This is a genomic window from Mesorhizobium sp. 131-2-1 (assembly GCF_016756535.1).
In the GTDB taxonomy this organism is placed as follows: domain Bacteria; phylum Pseudomonadota; class Alphaproteobacteria; order Rhizobiales; family Rhizobiaceae; genus Mesorhizobium.
In genome coordinates this window covers 342,211-359,651 of the sequence record NZ_AP023247.1, presented here as the reverse complement: position 1 = coordinate 359,651, position 17,441 = coordinate 342,211, and the positions used below count along the sequence as shown (strand labels likewise).

Sequence of the window (17,441 nt, the reverse complement as noted above, 5' to 3'; positions counted from 1 at the left end):
CTAGGAACGATATTGTGGGCTCGCTCAACATCGAGAATGTGAAGAAGGCTTTCGGGCCGGTCGAGGTGCTGAAGGGCATCGACCTCGAGGTCAATGACGGCGAGTTCGTCGTCTTCGTCGGCCCTTCCGGCTGCGGGAAGTCGACGCTGCTGCGGGTCATCGCCGGCCTGGAGGATTCGACCTCCGGACGGGTTGTGATCGACGGCCAGGACGTCTCCGTCACGCCCCCGGCCAAACGCGGCATCGCCATGGTGTTCCAGACCTATGCGCTCTATCCGCATCTGACGGTGAAGAACAATATGGGCCTCGGCCTCAAGCAGGCCGGCACCCCGGCGGCCGAGATCGACCGCCGCATCGGCATCGCGTCCTCGATGCTGTCGCTAGAGCCCTATCTCGAAAGACGTCCGGCCGAGCTTTCGGGCGGCCAGCGCCAGCGCGTCGCCATCGGCCGCGCCGTGGTGCGCGAGCCGAAGCTTTTCCTCTTCGATGAGCCGCTGTCGAACCTCGACGCCGCCTTGCGCGTCAACACCCGTCTGGAGATCGCGCAACTGCATCGGCGGCTGAAGGCGACGATGATCTACGTCACCCACGACCAGGTCGAGGCGATGACGCTGGCCGACAAGATCGTCGTGCTGAACGCCGGCCGCATCGAGCAGATCGGCGGCCCGATGGAGCTCTACAATTCGCCGGCGAATGAATTCGTCGCCGGCTTCATCGGCTCGCCGAAGATGAACTTCATCGACGGCGCGCGACTTGGCGAGACGGCCAAGACCGTCGGCGTGCGGCCCGAGCACCTCACCGTCGACACGAAATCCGGCGCCTGGAAGGGCACGGTGGTGCATGCCGAGCATCTCGGCGCCGACACCAACCTCTATCTCGACTGCGAAAAGGCCGGCCTGATCACCGTGCGCATCTTCGGCGTCTACAACGCCGAGCCGGGCGCTATCCTGTACGCGACGCCGGATCCGGCGAAGACGTATCGGTTTGGGGCGGATGGGAAGGTGCTGAAGTAGGCGCCAGCCTCTCCTTCTCCCCCTGTGGGAGAAGGTGTCGCCGAAGGCGACGGATGAGGGGTGTTGGAAGGATCACCGCGTCGAGCAATTTGGCGCTTCCAAGCACCGTATTTTCAGCGCCTCATTTCTTCCAGCACCCCTCATCCGTCTCGGCGCTGCGCGCCGATCCACCTTCTCCCACAGGGGGAGAAGGGGAGTCGCGCCTTACGCGTCCGCCTTGAACGTCTGCTTCTGCTGGCCCAGGCCTTCGATGCCGAGCTCGACGACGTCGCCAGCCTTCAGGAACACCGGCGGCTTCATGCCCAGCCCAACGCCGGGCGGCGTGCCGGTGGAGATGATGTCGCCCGGATGCAGCGACATGAACTGGCTGAGGTAGGAAACCAGATAGGCGACGCCATAGACCATGGTCTTGGTCGAGCCGTTCTGCATCGTCTTGCCGTTGACGGTCAGCCACATCTTGATGTTCTGCGGGTCGGCCACCTCGTCCTTGGTGACCAGCCACGGGCCGATCGGGCCGAACGTGTCGCAGCTCTTGCCCTTGGTCCACTGGCCCTGGCGTTCGGCCTGGAAGGCGCGCTCCGACACGTCGTGCGAGACGCAGTAGCCGGCGACGTAATCCAGCGCCTCGGCCTCCGAGACATACTTGGCGGTCTTGCCGATGACCACGCCGAGCTCGACCTCCCAGTCGGTCTTGACCGAGCCGCGCGGGATCAGCACGTCGTCATCCGGCCCGACGATGGCCGAGCTTGCCTTCATGAAGATGATCGGCTCCGGCGGCACGGTGGCGCCGGTCTCGGCGGCATGGTCGGAATAGTTGAGGCCGATGCAGATGAACTTGCCGGTGCCGGCGACGCAGGCGCCGATGCGTGGATTGCCGGAAACCGCCGGCAGCGATTTCGCATCGAGCTTGGACAGCATGTCGAGCGAGACCGGATGAAGCGCCGTGCCGCCGATGTCGGCGACATAGGCCGAGAGATCGCGGATTGTCCCATCCTGATCGAGCAGGCCGGGACGTTCGCTCCCCACCTCGCCATAGCGCAGCAGTTTCATCTATTTCTTTCTCCTACTTGCGGCCTCGCAGCCGTTGCAAACTCTCCGCCGAGGCGATTGCTCCCCTGGCGGAAACCGGCCGGACCGTACCTATCGAGCTGATCCCGGGCAAGCGCGGTGACCGCTTCAGGCGACCGGCATGCAGGATTTTCAGACTTCTCGATCCGGACCGCCCGAACTGTTCCGGAACGAAGTCAGATCGACCAGCCGCCGTCGATATTGTAGGCCTGCCCCGACGTATAGGTGGCGCCGGCCAGATAGACGGCGAGATCGGCGATTTCTTCCGGCGTGCCCAGCCGGCCCATCGGCTGGCGGGCGATGAAGGCGGCGCGGGCGGCTTCGTAATCCCCCTGCGCATGCATGCGGTCCTGCAGCGACGGGCTCTCGACGGTGCCGGGGCAGATGGCGTTGCAGCGTATGCCCTTGGCGACATAATCGGCGGCGATCGCCTTGGTCAGGCCGATGACGGCGGCCTTGGTGACACCGTAAGCGAAGCGGTTGGGCACACCTTTGCCGGCGCCGGCGACCGAAGACATGTTGATGATCGATCCGTCGCCACGCTCCAGCATTCCCGGCAGCACGGCGCGGATGGTGCGGATCATCGCGCGCACATTCAGGTTGAAGGCGAAGTCGAGATCGGCGTCCTTCATCTCGAGGATCGAACCCGCATGGACGAAGCCGGCGCAGTTGAACAGCACGTCGACCCGGCCGATGTCCGCGAAGGTCGCGGACACGGCTGCATCGTCGAGCACGTCGAGTTTGCGGGCCTTTATTCCTGTTGTCTTGGCGAGTTCGGCCAGCAGCGCTTCATTGATGTCGGTTGCATAGACTGTCGCGCCTGCCTTGGCGAAGGCCAGCGCGCTCGCCTTGCCAATGCCCTGCGCCGCCGCGGTGACGACAACCACCTTGCCTGCCAGATCCGCCATTCTCACTCTCCTCGCTGTCTGGGCCGCCCGGTTTTTAGGCGCATCCGGCCCAGGCGCAATGTGCCAGACGGCACCTACCGTGCCGCCTGCGCGGGTGGTCGCTCACAGGCCAATTGTTTTTTCTCGTTAAAGAACATTTTTGGACCCGTCAAGCCTGAAGGCCTGCGGCAAACGCGGCAATCGGCCTTGCGTTAGTCGCCGTAAGGCACCCAGACGTTCTTGACCTCGATGGCGCGGCGCAGGAACGTCTCGCCGGCGGCGTCTTCTGACGCCCAGTCGAGACTGCGGCCATTGCCGCTCCAGACGCGCTTGAGGTTGCCGATGGAGTCGGCCTCCGCCTTCGTGCAGGTGTCGGCATCGGCGAACACCCAGAGCCCGTCGACATCGTCGTGCTTGGCCAGGACGCCGGCAAGCTCGGAACTGCGCCCGGTGACGATGTTGATGGCGCCGGCCGGCAGGTCGGAATATTCGATCACCTGATAGAGATCTGTGGCAAGCAGCGGGTGCCGTTCGGAAGGCACCGCGACCACGGTGTTGCCCATGGCAAGCGCCGGCGCCACCAGCGAGATGAAGCCGAGCAGCGGCTGGTTGTCGGGCGCCACGACGCCGACGACGCCGACCGGCTCGTGCAGGGCGAGTGTGACGGCACGAGCCGGCGGCTGGTGCACGCGGCCCTCGAACTTGTCGGTCAGGCCGGCATAGAGGAACAGCCGTTCGATCGACTGCTCGACCTCCTCGCGCGCGGCCTTGGCCGTCACGCCGGTCAGTTGGACGAGGCGGGCGGCGAATTCGTCGGCGCGGCCGGACAGGTTTTCCGCCAGGTAGTAGAGCACCTGGCTGCGGTTGAAGGCGGTCGCCTCCGGCCAGGCCTTGCACCCGCGGGCGGCGGAAACCGCATCACGGATGTCCTTGCGGCTGCCGAGCCCGACTTCGCCGGCAAGCTTGCCCTTGGCACCGGCGACTGCGAGCGAATAGTTGCCGTCCGGCCTGACCTGCTTGCCGCCGATGAACAGCTTTGCCGTGCGGTCGATGGCGGCGCCATCCGCCTGCTCTACCGGCTGGGCCGAAGGGAGTGCCGCAGGCTTGATGACCGGCCCGAGCGGCAGCTTGGCCGTCAGATACTCATACATGCCTTCGCGCCCGCCCTCACGGCCGAAGCCGCTCTCGCGATAGCCGCCGAAGCCGCAAGCGGCATCGAACATGTTGGTGCCGTTGACCCAGACGACGCCGGCCTTCAGTTGCGGCGCGACATGCAGCGCTAGGTTGACGTTCTCGCTCCACACCGAGGCGGCGAGCCCATAGCGCGTGTTGTTGGCGAGCTCGATCGCCTCCTCGGTGTTGCGGAAGCTCATCGTCGCAAGCACCGGCCCGAACACCTCTTCCTGGGCAAGAATATTAGCCGGCGAAACACCTGTGGCCAGTGTTGGCAGGTGGTAGTAGCCGGTAGACGGCAACACCGCGTCCGGCTGCCAGCAGACGGCGCCCTGCTTTGCCCCTTCGGCGACCAGCCCCTTGACACGGTCGAGCTGGGTCGAATCGACCAGCGGGCCGATATCGGTGTTCTTGTCGAGCGGACTGCCAAGACGCAGCCGGCTCATCCTCACCTTGACCTTGGCGATGAAGGCCTCGGCGACGCCTTCCTGCACGAGCAGGCGTGAGCCGGCGCAGCAGACCTGGCCCTGGTTGAACCAGATGCCGTCGACCAGACCCTCGACGGCGCTGTCGAGATCGGCGTCCTCGAAGACGATGAAGGCAGACTTGCCGCCGAGCTCCAGCGACAGCTTCTTGCCCGATCCGGCGGTCGCCTTCCTGATGATCTTGCCGACCTCTGACGAACCGGTGAAGGCGATCTTCTGGATGCCGGGATGGTTGACGATGGCCGCGCCCGCTTCCGGCCCGCCCTGGACGATGTTGACGACGCCCTTCGGTACGCCTGCCCGCTCGCAGATCTCGGCGAACAGCACGGCGGTGAGCGGCGTGAACTCGGCCGGCTTCAGCACCACCGTGCAGCCGGCGGCGAGCGCCGGCGCGATCTTCCAGGCCAGCATCAGCAGTGGGAAGTTCCACGGGATGATCTGGCCGACGACGCCGACCCCCTTGTGCTCGGGGAAATCCCTGTCCAGGGCCTGCGCCCAGCCGGCATGGTGGATGAAGTGGCGGATGGCCAGCGGCACGTCGATGTCGCGGCTTTCGCGGATCGGCTTGCCGTTGTCGATCGATTCCAGCACAGCAAACAGCCGCTGGTGGCGCTGCATGGCGCGGCCGATGGCGTAGAGCACCTTGGCGCGCTGGTAGCCTGAGCTGGCGCTCCACTTAGGCAGCGCCTTGGTGGCGGCCGCGACCGCGGCATCGATGTCGGCGGCGCCGGCATCCGAAACCTTGGCCAGCAGCTTGCCGCAGGATGGCTCGCTGGTGTCGAAGGTCTTGCCGCCGGCCGCTGCCTTCCACTCGCCGCCGATGAACAGCGCTTTGGAGAAGTCGCGCGCGGCGAGCCAGGCATCCGCCTCGTTGCGCGCCTCCGGCGCCGGGCCGTACTCCATGGCGTGATAGCGTTCGAGAATGTTCATGGGGCGCTCCTACCGCAGGAGGTTTTCGTTCTTGGCGGGCGACTTCGCGGGCTAAGCCATCGCGTGGCGATGATTGGCCGAATAATGCCCGGTCAGGTGATGCTCGAGCTGGCGCTCGATGTCGGTGAGCAGGCTGGATGCGCCGAAGCGAAACAGCTCCGGCTCAAGCCACGGCCGTCCGAGTTCTTCCTTCATCAGCACCAGCCAGTCGAGCGAGACCTTGGCCGTAGAAATACCGCCGGCCGGCTTGAAGCCGATGAGGTAGCCTGTCTCCTCGAAATAGGCGCGGATGGCGCGCACCATGGCGAGGCCGACCGGAAGCGTGGCGTTGACGCTCTCCTTGCCGGTCGAGGTCTTGATGAAGTCGGCGCCCGCCATCATCGCCACCATCGAGGCCAGCATGACGTTGCGCAGCGTGGCGAGGTCGCCGGTGCCGAGGATGACCTTGAGATGCGCCTCGCCGCAGGCCTCGCGCATGGCGACGATCTCGTTGAACAGCTCCTGCCATTTTGCGCCGTAGACCAGGCCGCGCGGAATGACGACGTCGATCTCATCGGCGCCGTCGCGGACCGAGGCCTCGATCTCCTGCAGCCGCGTCGACAGCGGCGCCAGACCGTGCGGAAAAGCGGTGGACACGGCGGCGACATGGATGCCGGTGCCGCGCACCGCATCGACGGCGGTGGCGACGAAAGGATGGTAGACGCAGACCGCGGCCGGCCGGATGGTTTCGCCGGCAATGCCCAGCCCCTCGACGATGTCACGGCGGAACGGGTTGATCGCCTTGGCGCAGAGCCGGCGCACGCGCTCGTCCGTGTCATTGGAGTTCAGCGTGGTGAGATCCATGCAGGCGACGGCGCGCAGCAGCCATGCCGCCTGGTTGTCGGCTTTGATCGAACGCCGCTTGGTCAGCGTGGCGACGCGGCGCTCCAGTGCCGAACGGTTGACGCTGCGAACCGATTCCAGGAAGCCGAGATCGAGCCGCATGCCGGGATTGCGCGCAATATGGCCTTGCGGCACAGGGGTGTTCGCGGCGGCGCGCGCCGGCAGCGAGGTGACCTTGGACGCGCCGAGGTCGGCGTCGCGGATTGTGCTGCTCATCTCCTGCCCTTCCATTCAGCGGCTTGCGCTCTATGCCTTGGTGCCTGTCGTATGCCCAAACCGCTCGGCGCTGTTGGGCGACGCACACGAAGATAGCCCGTGAAGCAGTGCTCCACGAGTCCTCAAACGGTTCATAGCGGAAAAAGGCCGCGAAAGCAGCTGATTTTTGACCGTATGGTCAAAACCTCGATTTGGCGGACGCTGGGGCGCCGGCTATCACTCAGCCGACGAAGGCGCGCTCGACGACGAAGCTGGCAGGATGGCTGAGCGAACCTTCCTGGAAGCCGAGGCTTTCGGCCAGTTCCTTGACGTCCTTCAGCATGTGCATCGAGCCGCAGATCATGATGCGGTCGGTCTCGGGATTGAGCTTGTCGATGCCGAGGTCGGTGTAGAACTTGCCGGAGCCGATCAGCGCGGTGATGCGGCCCATGCGTGCCGAGTCCTCGCGCGTGGTCGAGTTGTAGAGGGTGACGCGGCCGCCGGTCAGCTCGCCGATCAGCGGGTCGTTCTCGAGCGCTGCCACCAGCTCCTGGCCGTAGGTGAGCTCGGCATTGTCGCGGCAGGTATGGGTCAGGATGACCTGGTCGAACTTCTCATAGGTGTCGGGATCGCGCAGCAGGCTGGCGAAGGGCGCGATGCCGGTGCCGGTCGAGATCATGAACACGCGCTTGGCTGGCGTCAGCGCGTCGAGCACCAGCGTGCCCGTCGACTTCTGGCGCATGATGACGGTGTCGCCGACTTGTATCTTCTGCAGTTCCGAGGTCAGCGGACCGTCCGGCACCTTGATCGAGAAGAATTCCAGCTCGTCGTCCCAGGCCGGGCTGGCGACCGAATAGGCGCGAAAGATCGGCTTCTCGGCATTGGGCAGGCCGATCATGACGAACTCGCCGGAGCGGAAGCGCAGCGACTGCGGCCGGGTGATGCGGAACGAGAACAGCCGGTCGGTGTAATGCTTCACCGAGACGACGGTTTCGGCATAGACATTGGCCGGGATAGGGAACTGCAGCGGCTTGGCGCCGGCGGCGTTCAACGCGGATGTGGTGTTCATCAAACCCAACCTTCTGGCCCAAGCTTAAGGCGCTGGCGCCAAACCTTCTCCTGCACGCCCGAACGGTCAGGTTCCGGCGTGCTCCTCGCACACTGCCAAGCGGTAAGCTCTTGTGTCCGGAATTTATTAGTATACAAATGATATTTGCGTCAAGATGGTAGCGTAAAACGCCTTTCCAAACCGAGGCATATCCGTAGTCCGCGCATTTCGGGTTTCGACAATGAAAGAGAATTTTTCGGCGCAACCGCGGGATTCCCTGGGCAGCGTCGTCGCCGGCATCGATGTCGGCGGCACCTTCACCGACCTCATCCTGATCGACGGCAAGGACGGCGGCAGGGTGCACATCGCCAAGACGCCGACGACGGTCGAAAACCAGGCTTTTGGCGTGGTTTCGGCGCTCGGCGCCACCGGCTTTGCAGTCGACGGCATCGACCTCATCGTGCACGGCACGACGACCACCACCAACGCGGTGCTGGAGCGCCGGCTGGCCAGGACCGGCATGATCACCACGCTGGGCTTTCGCGACGTGATCGAGCTTGGCCGGCGCACCAGGCCGCAGCCCTACGGCATGACGGGGACGTTCGTGCCGGTCATTCCGCGCGATCTCAGGCTCGAGGTGTCGGAGCGCGTTGAGGCATCGGGAGCGGTGCGCATCCCGCTCGACGAGGCCGGCATGCGCGACGCGGTGCAGAGGCTGCTGGACGCTGGCTGCGAGTCGCTCGTCATCCACTTCCTGCACTCCTACGCCAATCCGGCGCATGAGCGGCGCGCGGCTGCGATCGCCAGGGAGATCTGGCCGAACGGATACATCACGACGGGCCATGCGCTGCTGTCGGAAGCGCGTGAATTCGAGCGCGGCGTAACCGCCTCGGTCAACGCCTCGGTGCAGCCGATCCTCGAGCGCTATGTCGAGCGGCTGCGCAAGGAACTGGCGGCGAAGGGCTATGCCCGCGACTTCCTCATCATGAACGGCAATGGCGGCATGATCTCGGCCCGCTTCGTCACCCGGGAATCGGCAAAGACGGTGATGTCGGGCCCGGCCTCCGGAGTCATCGCCGCAGCCTATACGGGCAAGCGTGCCGGCTTCGAGAACCTCGTCACCTACGACATGGGCGGCACCTCGACCGACGTGGCACTGATCCGCAACGCCGAGCCTGCGGTGTCCAACGAGATCGAGATCGAATATGCGATGCCGATCCACGTGCCGATGGTGGCGGTGCACACCGTCGGCGCCGGCGGCGGCTCGATCGCCCGTGTCGACGCGGCCGGCCTGATCCAGATCGGCCCGGAAAGCGCAGGCGCCGATCCCGGCCCGATCTGCTACGGACGCGGTGGCACGGAACCGACCATCACCGACGCGAACCTGGTGCTGGGGCGGCTGGCGCCGAAGAAGCTGCTCGCGGTCGACAATCCGGTCACGGTCGAGTGCGTCACCGGCATATTCGAGGACAGGATCGGCAAGCGCACCGGCCTTTCCGGCGTCGAGGCGGCTGGCGCAATCTTGCGGCTCGGCAACATGAAGATGGCGGGCGCCATCCGCATGGTGTCGGTGTCGCGCGGCCATGACCCGCGCGATTTCGCCCTGTTCGCCTTCGGCGGCGCTGGGCCGCTGCATGCGACGGCGCTGGCGCGCGAGCTTGGCCTGCCAAAAGTGCTGGTGCCGGCGCGGCCGGGCATCACCAACGCGCTTGGCTGCGTCGTCGCGGATCTGCGGCATGACTTCGTCAACACGGTCAACCAGCCGGTCGCGCTGCTCGATGAAGCTTCGCTTCACGCGTTATTGGAACGACACCGGAACGAAGGCGATGAGCTGATCGCCAAGGAAGCGGTGAAGCCGGAGACGATCCGCGTCACGCACTCCGCCGACATGCAGTTCGTCGGCCAGACGCACATCATCAACGTGCCGCTGCCATCGTCCTCGGTGACACGCGCGACGCTGCAGAACCTGTTCGAAAAGGCATATTTCGCCCGCTTCAAGGTCGAGCTGCCGGAGATCCGCGCCAACCTCGTCAACCTCAACACATCGGTCACCGGCGTGCGGCCGGCCATCGACCTGTCGCGGCTGATCGATCCCGGAGGGCGCGCGGCGACGCTTGAGGAGGCGCGGCGCGAGACCCGGCCGGTTTGGTATCATGGGTCCTGGCACGAGACGCCTGTCTACAGCCGCGAGAAGCTGCCGATCGATGCCGTCATCGAAGGGCCGGCGATCCTGGAACAGATGGACGCCACCACGGTGCTCGAGCCCGGCGACCGCGCGCGCTCGGATGCCGACGGCAACATCATCATCGACATCGGCGAGGCCTGATATGAGCACGCTCGACACGATCACGCTTTCGGTGCTGCAGGCCGCGTTGCAGCAGGTCTGCGACGAGATGGATTTGACGTTTTCCCGCGCGGCCTTCTCGCCGGTGATCGCCGAGGCCAATGACCGTTCCGACGGCATCTATTCGGCGGTCGATGGCTCGCTGATCGCGCAGGGCAGCCAGGGCCTGCCGGTGTTCGTCGGCGTCATGCAATATTCGACGAAGACGGTGATCGAGATGATCGCCGACGGGCGCTGCCTGCCGCCGGAGCCCGGCGATATCTACATCGTCAACGACCCCTATCTCGGCGGCACCCATCTGATGGATGTGCGTTTCGTCATGCCGGTCTACCGGGGCGGAAGGATATTCTGCTGGCTGTCCAACACCGGCCACTGGCCGGATATTGGCGGCTCTGTGCCGGGCGGATTTTCCGCCTCGGCGACCGCCGTCGAGCAGGAAGGCCTCAGGCTGCCGCCGGTGAAACTGTTCAAGAAGGGCGAGCTCGATCCCGAGATCTACGCCATCATCTGCTCGAACATCCGCGTCGCCGACCAGCGCATCGGCGACATCCGCGCGCAGGCCGCCGCGCTGCTGATCGGGCAGGACCGGCTCAACGGAATCCTCGATCGTTACGGTGACGAAACGGTCGTCGAGGCGATCGCCGAGCTGCGCCGGCGCGCTGCCGACCAGATGCGCGCCAACATTTCGGCCATTCCCGACGGCACCTACCGTTCCAAGGCTTTCGTCGATTCCGACGGCGTGGTGAACGAGCCGCTGACCATTGCGCTTGCCGTCGAAAAGCAGGGCGACACGCTGACCTTCGACTTTGCCGGCTCATCAAAACCCTGTGCCGGGCCGATGAACAGCGTGCTGGCGACGACGCTATCGTCGGTCTATCTCGCCATGCGCCATATCTTCCCGGATGTGCCGATCAGCGCCGGGGCTTTCGAGCCGCTGAATGTCAAGCGGCCGGAAGGCACCTTCCTCGATGCCCGCTATCCGCGCCCGGTCTCGGGCTGCGCCGCGGAGGTCTCGCAGCGCATCGCCGAGGCCGTGTTCGCGGCCATGGTACAGGCGCTGCCGGACAAGGTGACGGCGGCGCCCGCCGGCTCCAGCGGCAATTTCGCGCTTGGCGGCAACGATCCCGCGCGCGGCCGCGACTATGTCATGTACCAGATCTCTGGCGGCGGCTATGGCGGCAATGCCGGCCATGACGGCCTGACCAATGGCTGTTCCACCATCGGCATCTCTAAATCGCCGCCGGTCGAGATCATGGAGCAGGCCTTTCCGGTGCTCTACCGCCACTATGCCCTGCGCGAAGGCTCCGGCGGCGCCGGCAAGCATCGCGGCGGTTTCGGCCTCGCCTATGAGGTCGAGATCCTGCGTGGCGACGCCCGCGCCTCCTTCGTTATGGACCATGGCCGCTTCGGGCCGCAGGGTGCGCTGGGCGGCAAGGACGGCGCGCCCAACACGGTGACGGTGTTCCGCGGCGGTGAGGCGCATGTGCCGCCGCATCTGTCGAAGGAGCAGGACATCGCGCTGAAAGCCGGCGATCGCGTGCGGGTCGGCACGCCGGGCGGCGGCGGGTACGGCGACCCGCGCCAGCGCGACCCGAAGCAGGTCGCCGAGGATGTCCGGCTCGGCTACTATACAGCCGAACAGGCCAGGGAGATGTTCGGCGTCGATGGAGGATAAGTTCAAGTGCCGCGTCTGCGGCCTGAGCCAATTTCCGGACTTGCCTTGGGGTGAGGACGGTCGACAGCCCTCATACAACATCTGCGATTGTTGCGGCGTCGAATTCGGCTATGGGGACGATGGATTGCAGAATTGTCTTCGGCTTCGGCGACACTGGGTTGAAGTCGAACACTGCCGACGGTTCTCGCCCAAGGACCGTCCAGCCGATTGGGATATGCCAGCGCAGATAAGAGGCATCCCGGCGACTTACAAAAGCGATGACGATGAAAAGTTGATCAACGCCTATGGCCAGGCAGGCGAACCGCCGCTGCGCGGGCTATCTTCCTTGAGCGCAATCGAGAAGTCGACCCGTTAGTTAGGTCGGCATCTCGGCCAGCAATTTGCTTCGCCGAGGCGCCGATGTAAGCCGGCTTCAGATATCCAGATTGGCGACCGACAGCGCGTTGTCCTGGATGAACTCGCGCCGGGGCTCGACCTCGTCGCCCATCAGCCGCGAGAACAGCGAGTCGGCGTCGGTTGCATCGTTGACCTTGACCTGCAGCAGCGAGCGCACGTTCGGGTCGAGGGTGGTTTCCCAGAGCTGCTCCGCGTTCATCTCGCCGAGGCCCTTGTAACGCTGCATGGTCAGGCCCTTGCGGCCGGTTGCGAACACCGCGTTGAGCAGCGCCAGCGGCCCCGAAATGGTCTCGGAAACATCCTTGCGGCGCAGCACGGGTGGGGTGCCGTAGACTTCGGTCAGGCGCGGCGCATAGCGGTCGAGCTGGCGGGCGTCGGCCGAATTGACCAGCCCGGCGTCGAGCTGGGCGAATTCCTTGACGCTGCGCACCATGCGCTCGAAGACATAGCCGCCGACGCCTTCATTGGAGGTCGACAGGCGGCCGGTCCAGCCGCGCTCCGTGTCCTCGGCAATGATATCGAGACGCCCGGCGACGCGTTCGGCCATGGCGTTGGCGCGACCGAGGTCGGCAAGCACATCGGCGTTGAGCGCACCGGCGATCGCGGCTTGCTCGACCACGCCGCGGTTGTAGCGCGTATGCAGCCCGTTGATCAGCTGGCGCACCGCCAGCGCATCGTCGATGGCGCTGCGCAGATCCTGTCCGGCCCGCACTTCGCCGGAGCCAAGCGAAAGCGACGCTTCCTCCAACCCCGAGCCGATCAGAAACTCCTCGAACGCACTTTCATCCTTGATGTATTGCGAGCTCTTGCCGCGCGTCACTTTGTAGAGCGGCGGCTGGGCGATGTAGAGATGGCCGCGCTCGATCAGCTCCGGCATCTGCCGGAAGAAGAAGGTGAGCAGCAGCGTGCGGATGTGGGCGCCGTCGACGTCGGCGTCGGTCATCAGGATGATCTTGTGATAGCGCAGCTTGTCGGCGTTGAACTCGTCCTTGCCGATCGAGGTGCCGAGCGCTGTGATCAGCGTGCCGATCATGTCGGAGCTGAGCATGCGGTCGAAGCGCGCGCGCTCGACATTGAGGATCTTGCCGCGCAGCGGCAGGATGGCCTGGTTCTGTCGCGAGCGGCCGCCCTTGGCCGAGCCGCCGGCCGAGTCACCCTCGACGATGAAGATTTCGGATTTCGCCGGATCGCGTTCCTGGCAGTCGGCGAGCTTGCCCGGCAGCGAGGTGACGCCGAGCGTGCTCTTGCGGGTGATGTCGCGTGCCTTGCGCGCGGCCTCGCGGGCCGCGGCCGCCTGGATCACCTTTTCGACCACGACCTTGCCTTCGGCCGGATGCTCTTCCAGCCAGGTGCCGAGCGCCTCGTTGACCAGGCTTTCGACCACCGGACGGACTTCCGAGGAGACCAGCTTGTCCTTGGTCTGCGAGGAGAATTTCGGGTCGGGAACCTTGACCGACAGCACCGCCGTCAATCCTTCGCGGCAGTCGTCGCCGGTCAGTGACACCTTCTCCTTCTTGGTCTGGCCGGAGGACTCGCCATATCCGGTGATTTGCCGGGTCAGCGCCGCGCGAAAGCCGGCCAGATGCGTGCCGCCGTCGCGCTGCGGGATGTTGTTGGTGAAAGCCAGTACGTTCTCGTGGTAGCTGTCGTTCCACCACATCGCTACCTCGACGGTGATGCCGTCGCGCTCGGCCCGGATCGCGATCGGCGTCTGGATCAGCGGCTTCTTGACCCGGTCGAGATATTTGACGAACTCCTCGAGGCCGCCATCATAGTGCAGCTCGTGCCGCACGAGGTCGGCGTGGCGGGCGTCGGTCAGCACGATGCGCACGCCGGAATTGAGGAAGGCGAGCTCGCGCAGCCTGTGCTCGAGCGTGCCGTAGTCGAATTCGACCATGGTGAAGGTTTCGGCCGACGGGAAAAAGGTGATCTCGCTGCCGCTGCGGCCCTCATAGGTGCCGGGGCGCTTGTCCTGCTCGTAGCTACCGGTGACCTTCAGCGGCGCGTCGGCATTGCCGTGCGTGAAGCCCATCTCGTAGATCTCGCCATTGCGGCGAATCTTCAACTTGAGCCAGGCGGAGAGCGCATTGACCACCGAGACGCCGACGCCATGCAGGCCGCCCGACACCTTGTAGGAGTTCTGGTCGAATTTGCCGCCGGCATGCAGCTGCGTCATGATCACTTCGGCCGCCGAGACACCTTCGCTGGAGTGGATATCGGTCGGAATGCCGCGGCCATTGTCGATGACGGTGACCGATCCGTCGGGATTGAGCGTCACCGAGACCAGGTCGGCGTGGCCGGCCAGCGCCTCGTCGATGGCGTTGTCAACCACCTCATAGACCATGTGATGCAGGCCAGAGCCATCGTCGGTGTCGCCAATATACATGCCCGGCCGCTTGCGGACAGCATCCAACCCCTTCAAAACCTTGATGGAATCGGCGCCGTACTCGGCTTCCGCGCCATTGGCGCTTTCAGTCTGATCGCTCATGAAAACCTGTCTGATTGATGGCTGCTGGCACAGCGCTGGAAGGTGGCTCCGAATCGCGCCGTTTTGATGTCCTAGATATAGGCGCAAATGCCGGTTTTTCCAAGGTTTGCCGGCATTTCCGGGCGCGATGGCCGGTTGCTTGGACCGGGCCTGTCCACGGCCTATTTTGTCCTGGTCAGCCTATCCTGGAGAAACTTGATCATGAACTTGTATCGCGGCGCCAGCCGGCCGCTGCGGTCGAGTTCCAGCGTACGGTCGAGCGCCTCGGAAAGCACGGCCTTCGGGTTGCTGGCGACCTGGGCGTAATCGATCATCGCGACCACCAGGTCGCGCTGCCAGGTGGCGTTGTCGGGGTCGGACTGGGCGAGCTGCTGGCGGATGTCCAGACTGTCCTCGAAAGCCTTCCGCGCGCCCTTTATGTCGCGCTGCTTGGCCTTCAGCATGCCGATCTCCGACAGCGTTATCGACAGGTCGCGCTGCCAGTCGGAATTGGCCGGATCGAGCCTGGCCAGCCTGTCGACGATGGTGAAACTGTCGAGATAGAGTTTGAGCGCGCGCTCGCGGTCGCCCTGGATGGCGAGCACGCCCGCGACCTTCTCTAGGCTGACCGAGAGGTCGCGCTGCCAGTCCGTGTTGTCCGGGTCGCTGTCGGCCAGCGCCTGGGCCTGCGACAGCGCTTGGCGGTAGGACGAGAGCGCTGCCGGCCAGTTGTCCTGGTCCTTCAGCGCATTGCCGACCTTGGTGTTGCCGACCGACAGATCGCGCTGGAGTTCGGTGTTGTCCGGGTCGCGACTGGCCAGCCGCTCGACGATGTCCAGGCTGTCCCGGTAGGCTGCGAGCGCACCGGCGGGATCGTCGCGCTCGCGCTTGAGGTCGCCGATCGTGTCATGGCTGACCGAGACGTCGCGCTGCCGCTCGGCATCATCCGGGTCTTTCGCCGCCAGCGCCAGCCGTATGCGCAGGCTTTCCTCATAGGCCGTCTGCGCATCGTCCAGCCGGCCGGCGGCACGGGCGAGGCTGGCGATCTCGTCATAGGTGATCGTCAGCTCGCGCTGCAGGTCGTCGCGCTCCGGCTCATGGCCGGCGAGCTCCTTTTTGATCGACAGGCTTTCCTGATAGGCCCGCGCGGCGCCGGCCAGATTGCCCTGCGTCACCAAAACGTTGCCGATCTTGTCGTCATTCATGGCGAGGTCGCCGAACCATTCCAACTGGCCGGGATCGGCCGCGGTCAGCTCGGAAAGCATCGTGCGCGCCGTCTGGTAGTTCTCCAGCGCCGCCGGCAGGTTGCCTTGCGTCATCCTGACGTTGCCGAGCTTGGTGTGGCTGACGGCGAGGTCGCGCCGCACGCTGGGGTCGGTCTCCTGCCGCACGCGCTGCTCGAGATTGGCAAGCAGCGCCTCATATGCGCGCCCGGCGGCAGCGGTGTTGCCGACAGTGATGTAGAGCTTGCCGAGCTCGTCCAGCGTGCGGATCTGGCGGTCGGCATCGTCGAGCGCAAGCGACGATTGCCCGGCTTCGCCGTAAAGCGCCAGCACCTCTTCGTAATCCCGGATGGCGGCGGCATAGTCGAGGTCGGCGCGCGCCGCCCCTGCCGACAGGTAGCGCGTCGCGGCCTCCGACAGCGTGCGGCTGACGAAATTGGCCTTCAGCGCCTTGCGCGAAGTGCTGTCGATGTCGGCAGCCTCGGCAAGTTTCGCCCGTGCGGCATCGAAGGCGCCGAGCGAGAGCTGCTCCTCGGCCTGCCGGCGTAGCGCCGTCACTTGCGGGTCGTCCGAGGCCAGCGTCGTCATCTCGCCGCGCACCTTGACGAAGGCGTCGGCCGCCTCGCGCAGCCTGGCGTTCAGGCTCTCGGCCGACAGGTGGCTGGTGTCGGCGCTGATCAGCGCGCCATAGAGCGGCGCCAGCGGCATGTCGGCGTCGCTGGCGATCTGCTCGACCTCGCCGCGCATTTCCGGCGTCACATCGGCCATGGCCAGCAGCAGCCGCTCGCGCTCCGGCAGCTGCTCCTTGGTCGAAGCAGCGAAGAACAACTGCGGCAGGCCGCTTTCGACATAGGGAAGCTGCTTGCCGCGGCTGAGGTCGTAGACTTCCTGCTGCACCAGGGTCAGCACCGAGCGGATCTCGAGCCCGTCGGTGCCGAGATATTTCGTCAGCGCCGCGGTGAAGGGCGAGTTCTGGCCGGACCCGTCGGCGGCGGTTTCGCCGGGCGCCGCGGCAAAGGCGAACAGGATGTTCTCCGCCCGGCCGACGCGGCCGAGACCCGGCCGGACCTTGTCGGCGGCATCCTTGGCCAGCGATGTCGCGCCGCGGCCCTCGCCGCCTGCGCCGGCAAAGGGATCGCTGCGGCAGGCGTCGAGCACGATCAGCCCGACCTTGGCCGTGTTGGCGACCGCCTCGCGCACCTCTTCCAGCGGCAGGCTGGTCTTCTCCAGCGCGGCAAGCGAGGAGGCGTCGGCGTCGACAGGCAAGAGCCGGTTGTCGCCGGAGATCTCGACGCCATGGCCGGAGAAATAGACCAGCGCCACGTCGGCGCCCTTGGCGTCCTCGCGGAAATCGTCGAGCGCGCGGCGCGTGCGGCGCAGGTCCCGATTGGTCTCGAGCACGACCTCGAAGCCGAGCCTCTTCAGCGCGCCTTCCATCGCCTCGCCGTCGTTGATTGGATTGGCGAGCGGCCGGATCAGCCGGTAGTCGTCATCGGCGATCACCAGCGCCACGCGCCGCTCCGCCGCCGCGGTGGCGGCCGTAAACAGGATCAGCAATAGCGCAAGCAGAAAACGCAAGTCCAAACCGCCCCGACCGGTCTTTTGCCGGAGCATTTCATCTCTTTATGGCGCGAACAAGCCGGGAGCGTATGCCG

The 17,441-nt window shown here is 65.5% G+C and carries 11 protein-coding genes; 4 read left to right on the top strand and 7 right to left on the bottom strand.

What is annotated here, in order from left to right:
• Positions 1 to 14 precede the first annotated feature (14 nt).
• On the top strand, positions 15 to 1,013 hold the full coding sequence (locus JG743_RS01665; protein WP_202297514.1) for an ABC transporter ATP-binding protein: 999 nt from the start codon (positions 15 to 17) through the stop codon (positions 1,011 to 1,013).
• Positions 1,014 to 1,217: 204 nt separating this feature from the next.
• Here the strand turns inward: JG743_RS01665 and JG743_RS01660 are convergent, their stop codons facing one another.
• The 5 genes from JG743_RS01660 to JG743_RS01640 form a co-directional block, all read right to left on the bottom strand.
• Positions 1,218 to 2,063, bottom strand: a complete 846-nt coding sequence (locus JG743_RS01660) for a fumarylacetoacetate hydrolase family protein (RefSeq protein WP_202297513.1) — start codon at positions 2,061 to 2,063, stop codon at positions 1,218 to 1,220.
• 194 nt (positions 2,064 to 2,257) lie between these two features.
• The gene (locus JG743_RS01655) at positions 2,258 to 2,989 is read right to left on the bottom strand and encodes an SDR family oxidoreductase (RefSeq protein ID WP_202297512.1); all 732 of its coding nucleotides are present in this window, start codon (positions 2,987 to 2,989) and stop codon (positions 2,258 to 2,260) included.
• 191 nt (positions 2,990 to 3,180) lie between these two features.
• Positions 3,181 to 5,556: an aldehyde dehydrogenase family protein gene (locus JG743_RS01650; protein ID WP_202297511.1), complete on the bottom strand. Its 2,376-nt coding sequence runs from the start codon at positions 5,554 to 5,556 to the stop codon at positions 3,181 to 3,183.
• Positions 5,557 to 5,607: 51 nt separating this feature from the next.
• Positions 5,608 to 6,654, bottom strand: coding sequence for a deoxyribose-phosphate aldolase (gene deoC, locus JG743_RS01645; RefSeq protein WP_202297510.1), 1,047 nt, complete (start codon positions 6,652 to 6,654; stop codon positions 5,608 to 5,610).
• A gap of 220 nt (positions 6,655 to 6,874) precedes the next feature.
• The gene (locus JG743_RS01640; protein ID WP_202297509.1) at positions 6,875 to 7,702 is read right to left on the bottom strand and encodes a ferredoxin--NADP reductase; all 828 of its coding nucleotides are present in this window, start codon (positions 7,700 to 7,702) and stop codon (positions 6,875 to 6,877) included.
• A 220-nt stretch (positions 7,703 to 7,922) separates the two neighbouring features.
• On the opposite strand from JG743_RS01640, the gene JG743_RS01635 reads away from it, so the two are divergent.
• From JG743_RS01635 to JG743_RS01625, 3 genes are read left to right on the top strand one after another with little or no spacing between them, the layout of a single operon-like run.
• Positions 7,923 to 10,007 carry a hydantoinase/oxoprolinase family protein gene (locus JG743_RS01635; protein WP_202297508.1) on the top strand — a complete coding sequence of 695 codons (2,085 nt, stop codon included), beginning with the start codon at positions 7,923 to 7,925 and terminating at the stop codon, positions 10,005 to 10,007.
• Position 10,008: 1 nt separating this feature from the next.
• Positions 10,009 to 11,700 (top strand): hydantoinase B/oxoprolinase family protein, encoded by a 1,692-nt coding sequence (locus tag JG743_RS01630; RefSeq protein WP_202297507.1) that lies wholly within the window; start codon positions 10,009 to 10,011, stop codon positions 11,698 to 11,700.
• Positions 11,690 to 12,055 carry a hypothetical protein gene (locus JG743_RS01625; RefSeq protein WP_202297505.1) on the top strand — a complete coding sequence of 122 codons (366 nt, stop codon included), beginning with the start codon at positions 11,690 to 11,692 and terminating at the stop codon, positions 12,053 to 12,055. Before JG743_RS01630 ends, JG743_RS01625 begins: the two co-directional genes overlap by 11 nt.
• A gap of 57 nt (positions 12,056 to 12,112) precedes the next feature.
• Here the strand turns inward: JG743_RS01625 and gyrB are convergent, their stop codons facing one another.
• Positions 12,113 to 14,584 carry a DNA topoisomerase (ATP-hydrolyzing) subunit B gene (gyrB, locus tag JG743_RS01620; RefSeq protein WP_202297503.1) on the bottom strand — a complete coding sequence of 824 codons (2,472 nt, stop codon included), beginning with the start codon at positions 14,582 to 14,584 and terminating at the stop codon, positions 12,113 to 12,115.
• 161 nt (positions 14,585 to 14,745) lie between these two features.
• A complete protein-coding gene (locus JG743_RS01615; protein WP_202297501.1) occupies positions 14,746 to 17,364 on the bottom strand; it encodes a caspase family protein in 2,619 nt (872 codons plus the stop codon).
• Between the last annotated feature and the right edge of the window lie 77 nt (positions 17,365 to 17,441).

Bases quoted from the DNA above. Each gene is read 5' to 3' on its own strand.
- JG743_RS01635 (WP_202297508.1), top strand. From the start codon at position 7,923: ATGAAAGAGAATTTTTCGGCGCAACCGCGGGATTCCCTGGGCAGCGTC.
- JG743_RS01650 (WP_202297511.1), bottom strand. From the start codon at position 5,556: ATGAACATTCTCGAACGCTATCACGCCATGGAGTACGGCCCGGCGCCG.
- JG743_RS01630 (WP_202297507.1), top strand. From the start codon at position 10,009: ATGAGCACGCTCGACACGATCACGCTTTCGGTGCTGCAGGCCGCGTTG.
- deoC (WP_202297510.1), bottom strand. From the start codon at position 6,654: ATGAGCAGCACAATCCGCGACGCCGACCTCGGCGCGTCCAAGGTCACC.
- gyrB (WP_202297503.1), bottom strand. From the start codon at position 14,584: ATGAGCGATCAGACTGAAAGCGCCAATGGCGCGGAAGCCGAGTACGGC.
- JG743_RS01655 (WP_202297512.1), bottom strand. From the start codon at position 2,989: ATGGCGGATCTGGCAGGCAAGGTGGTTGTCGTCACCGCGGCGGCGCAG.
- JG743_RS01640 (WP_202297509.1), bottom strand. From the start codon at position 7,702: ATGAACACCACATCCGCGTTGAACGCCGCCGGCGCCAAGCCGCTGCAG.
- JG743_RS01660 (WP_202297513.1), bottom strand. From the start codon at position 2,063: ATGAAACTGCTGCGCTATGGCGAGGTGGGGAGCGAACGTCCCGGCCTG.
- JG743_RS01625 (WP_202297505.1), top strand. From the start codon at position 11,690: ATGGAGGATAAGTTCAAGTGCCGCGTCTGCGGCCTGAGCCAATTTCCG.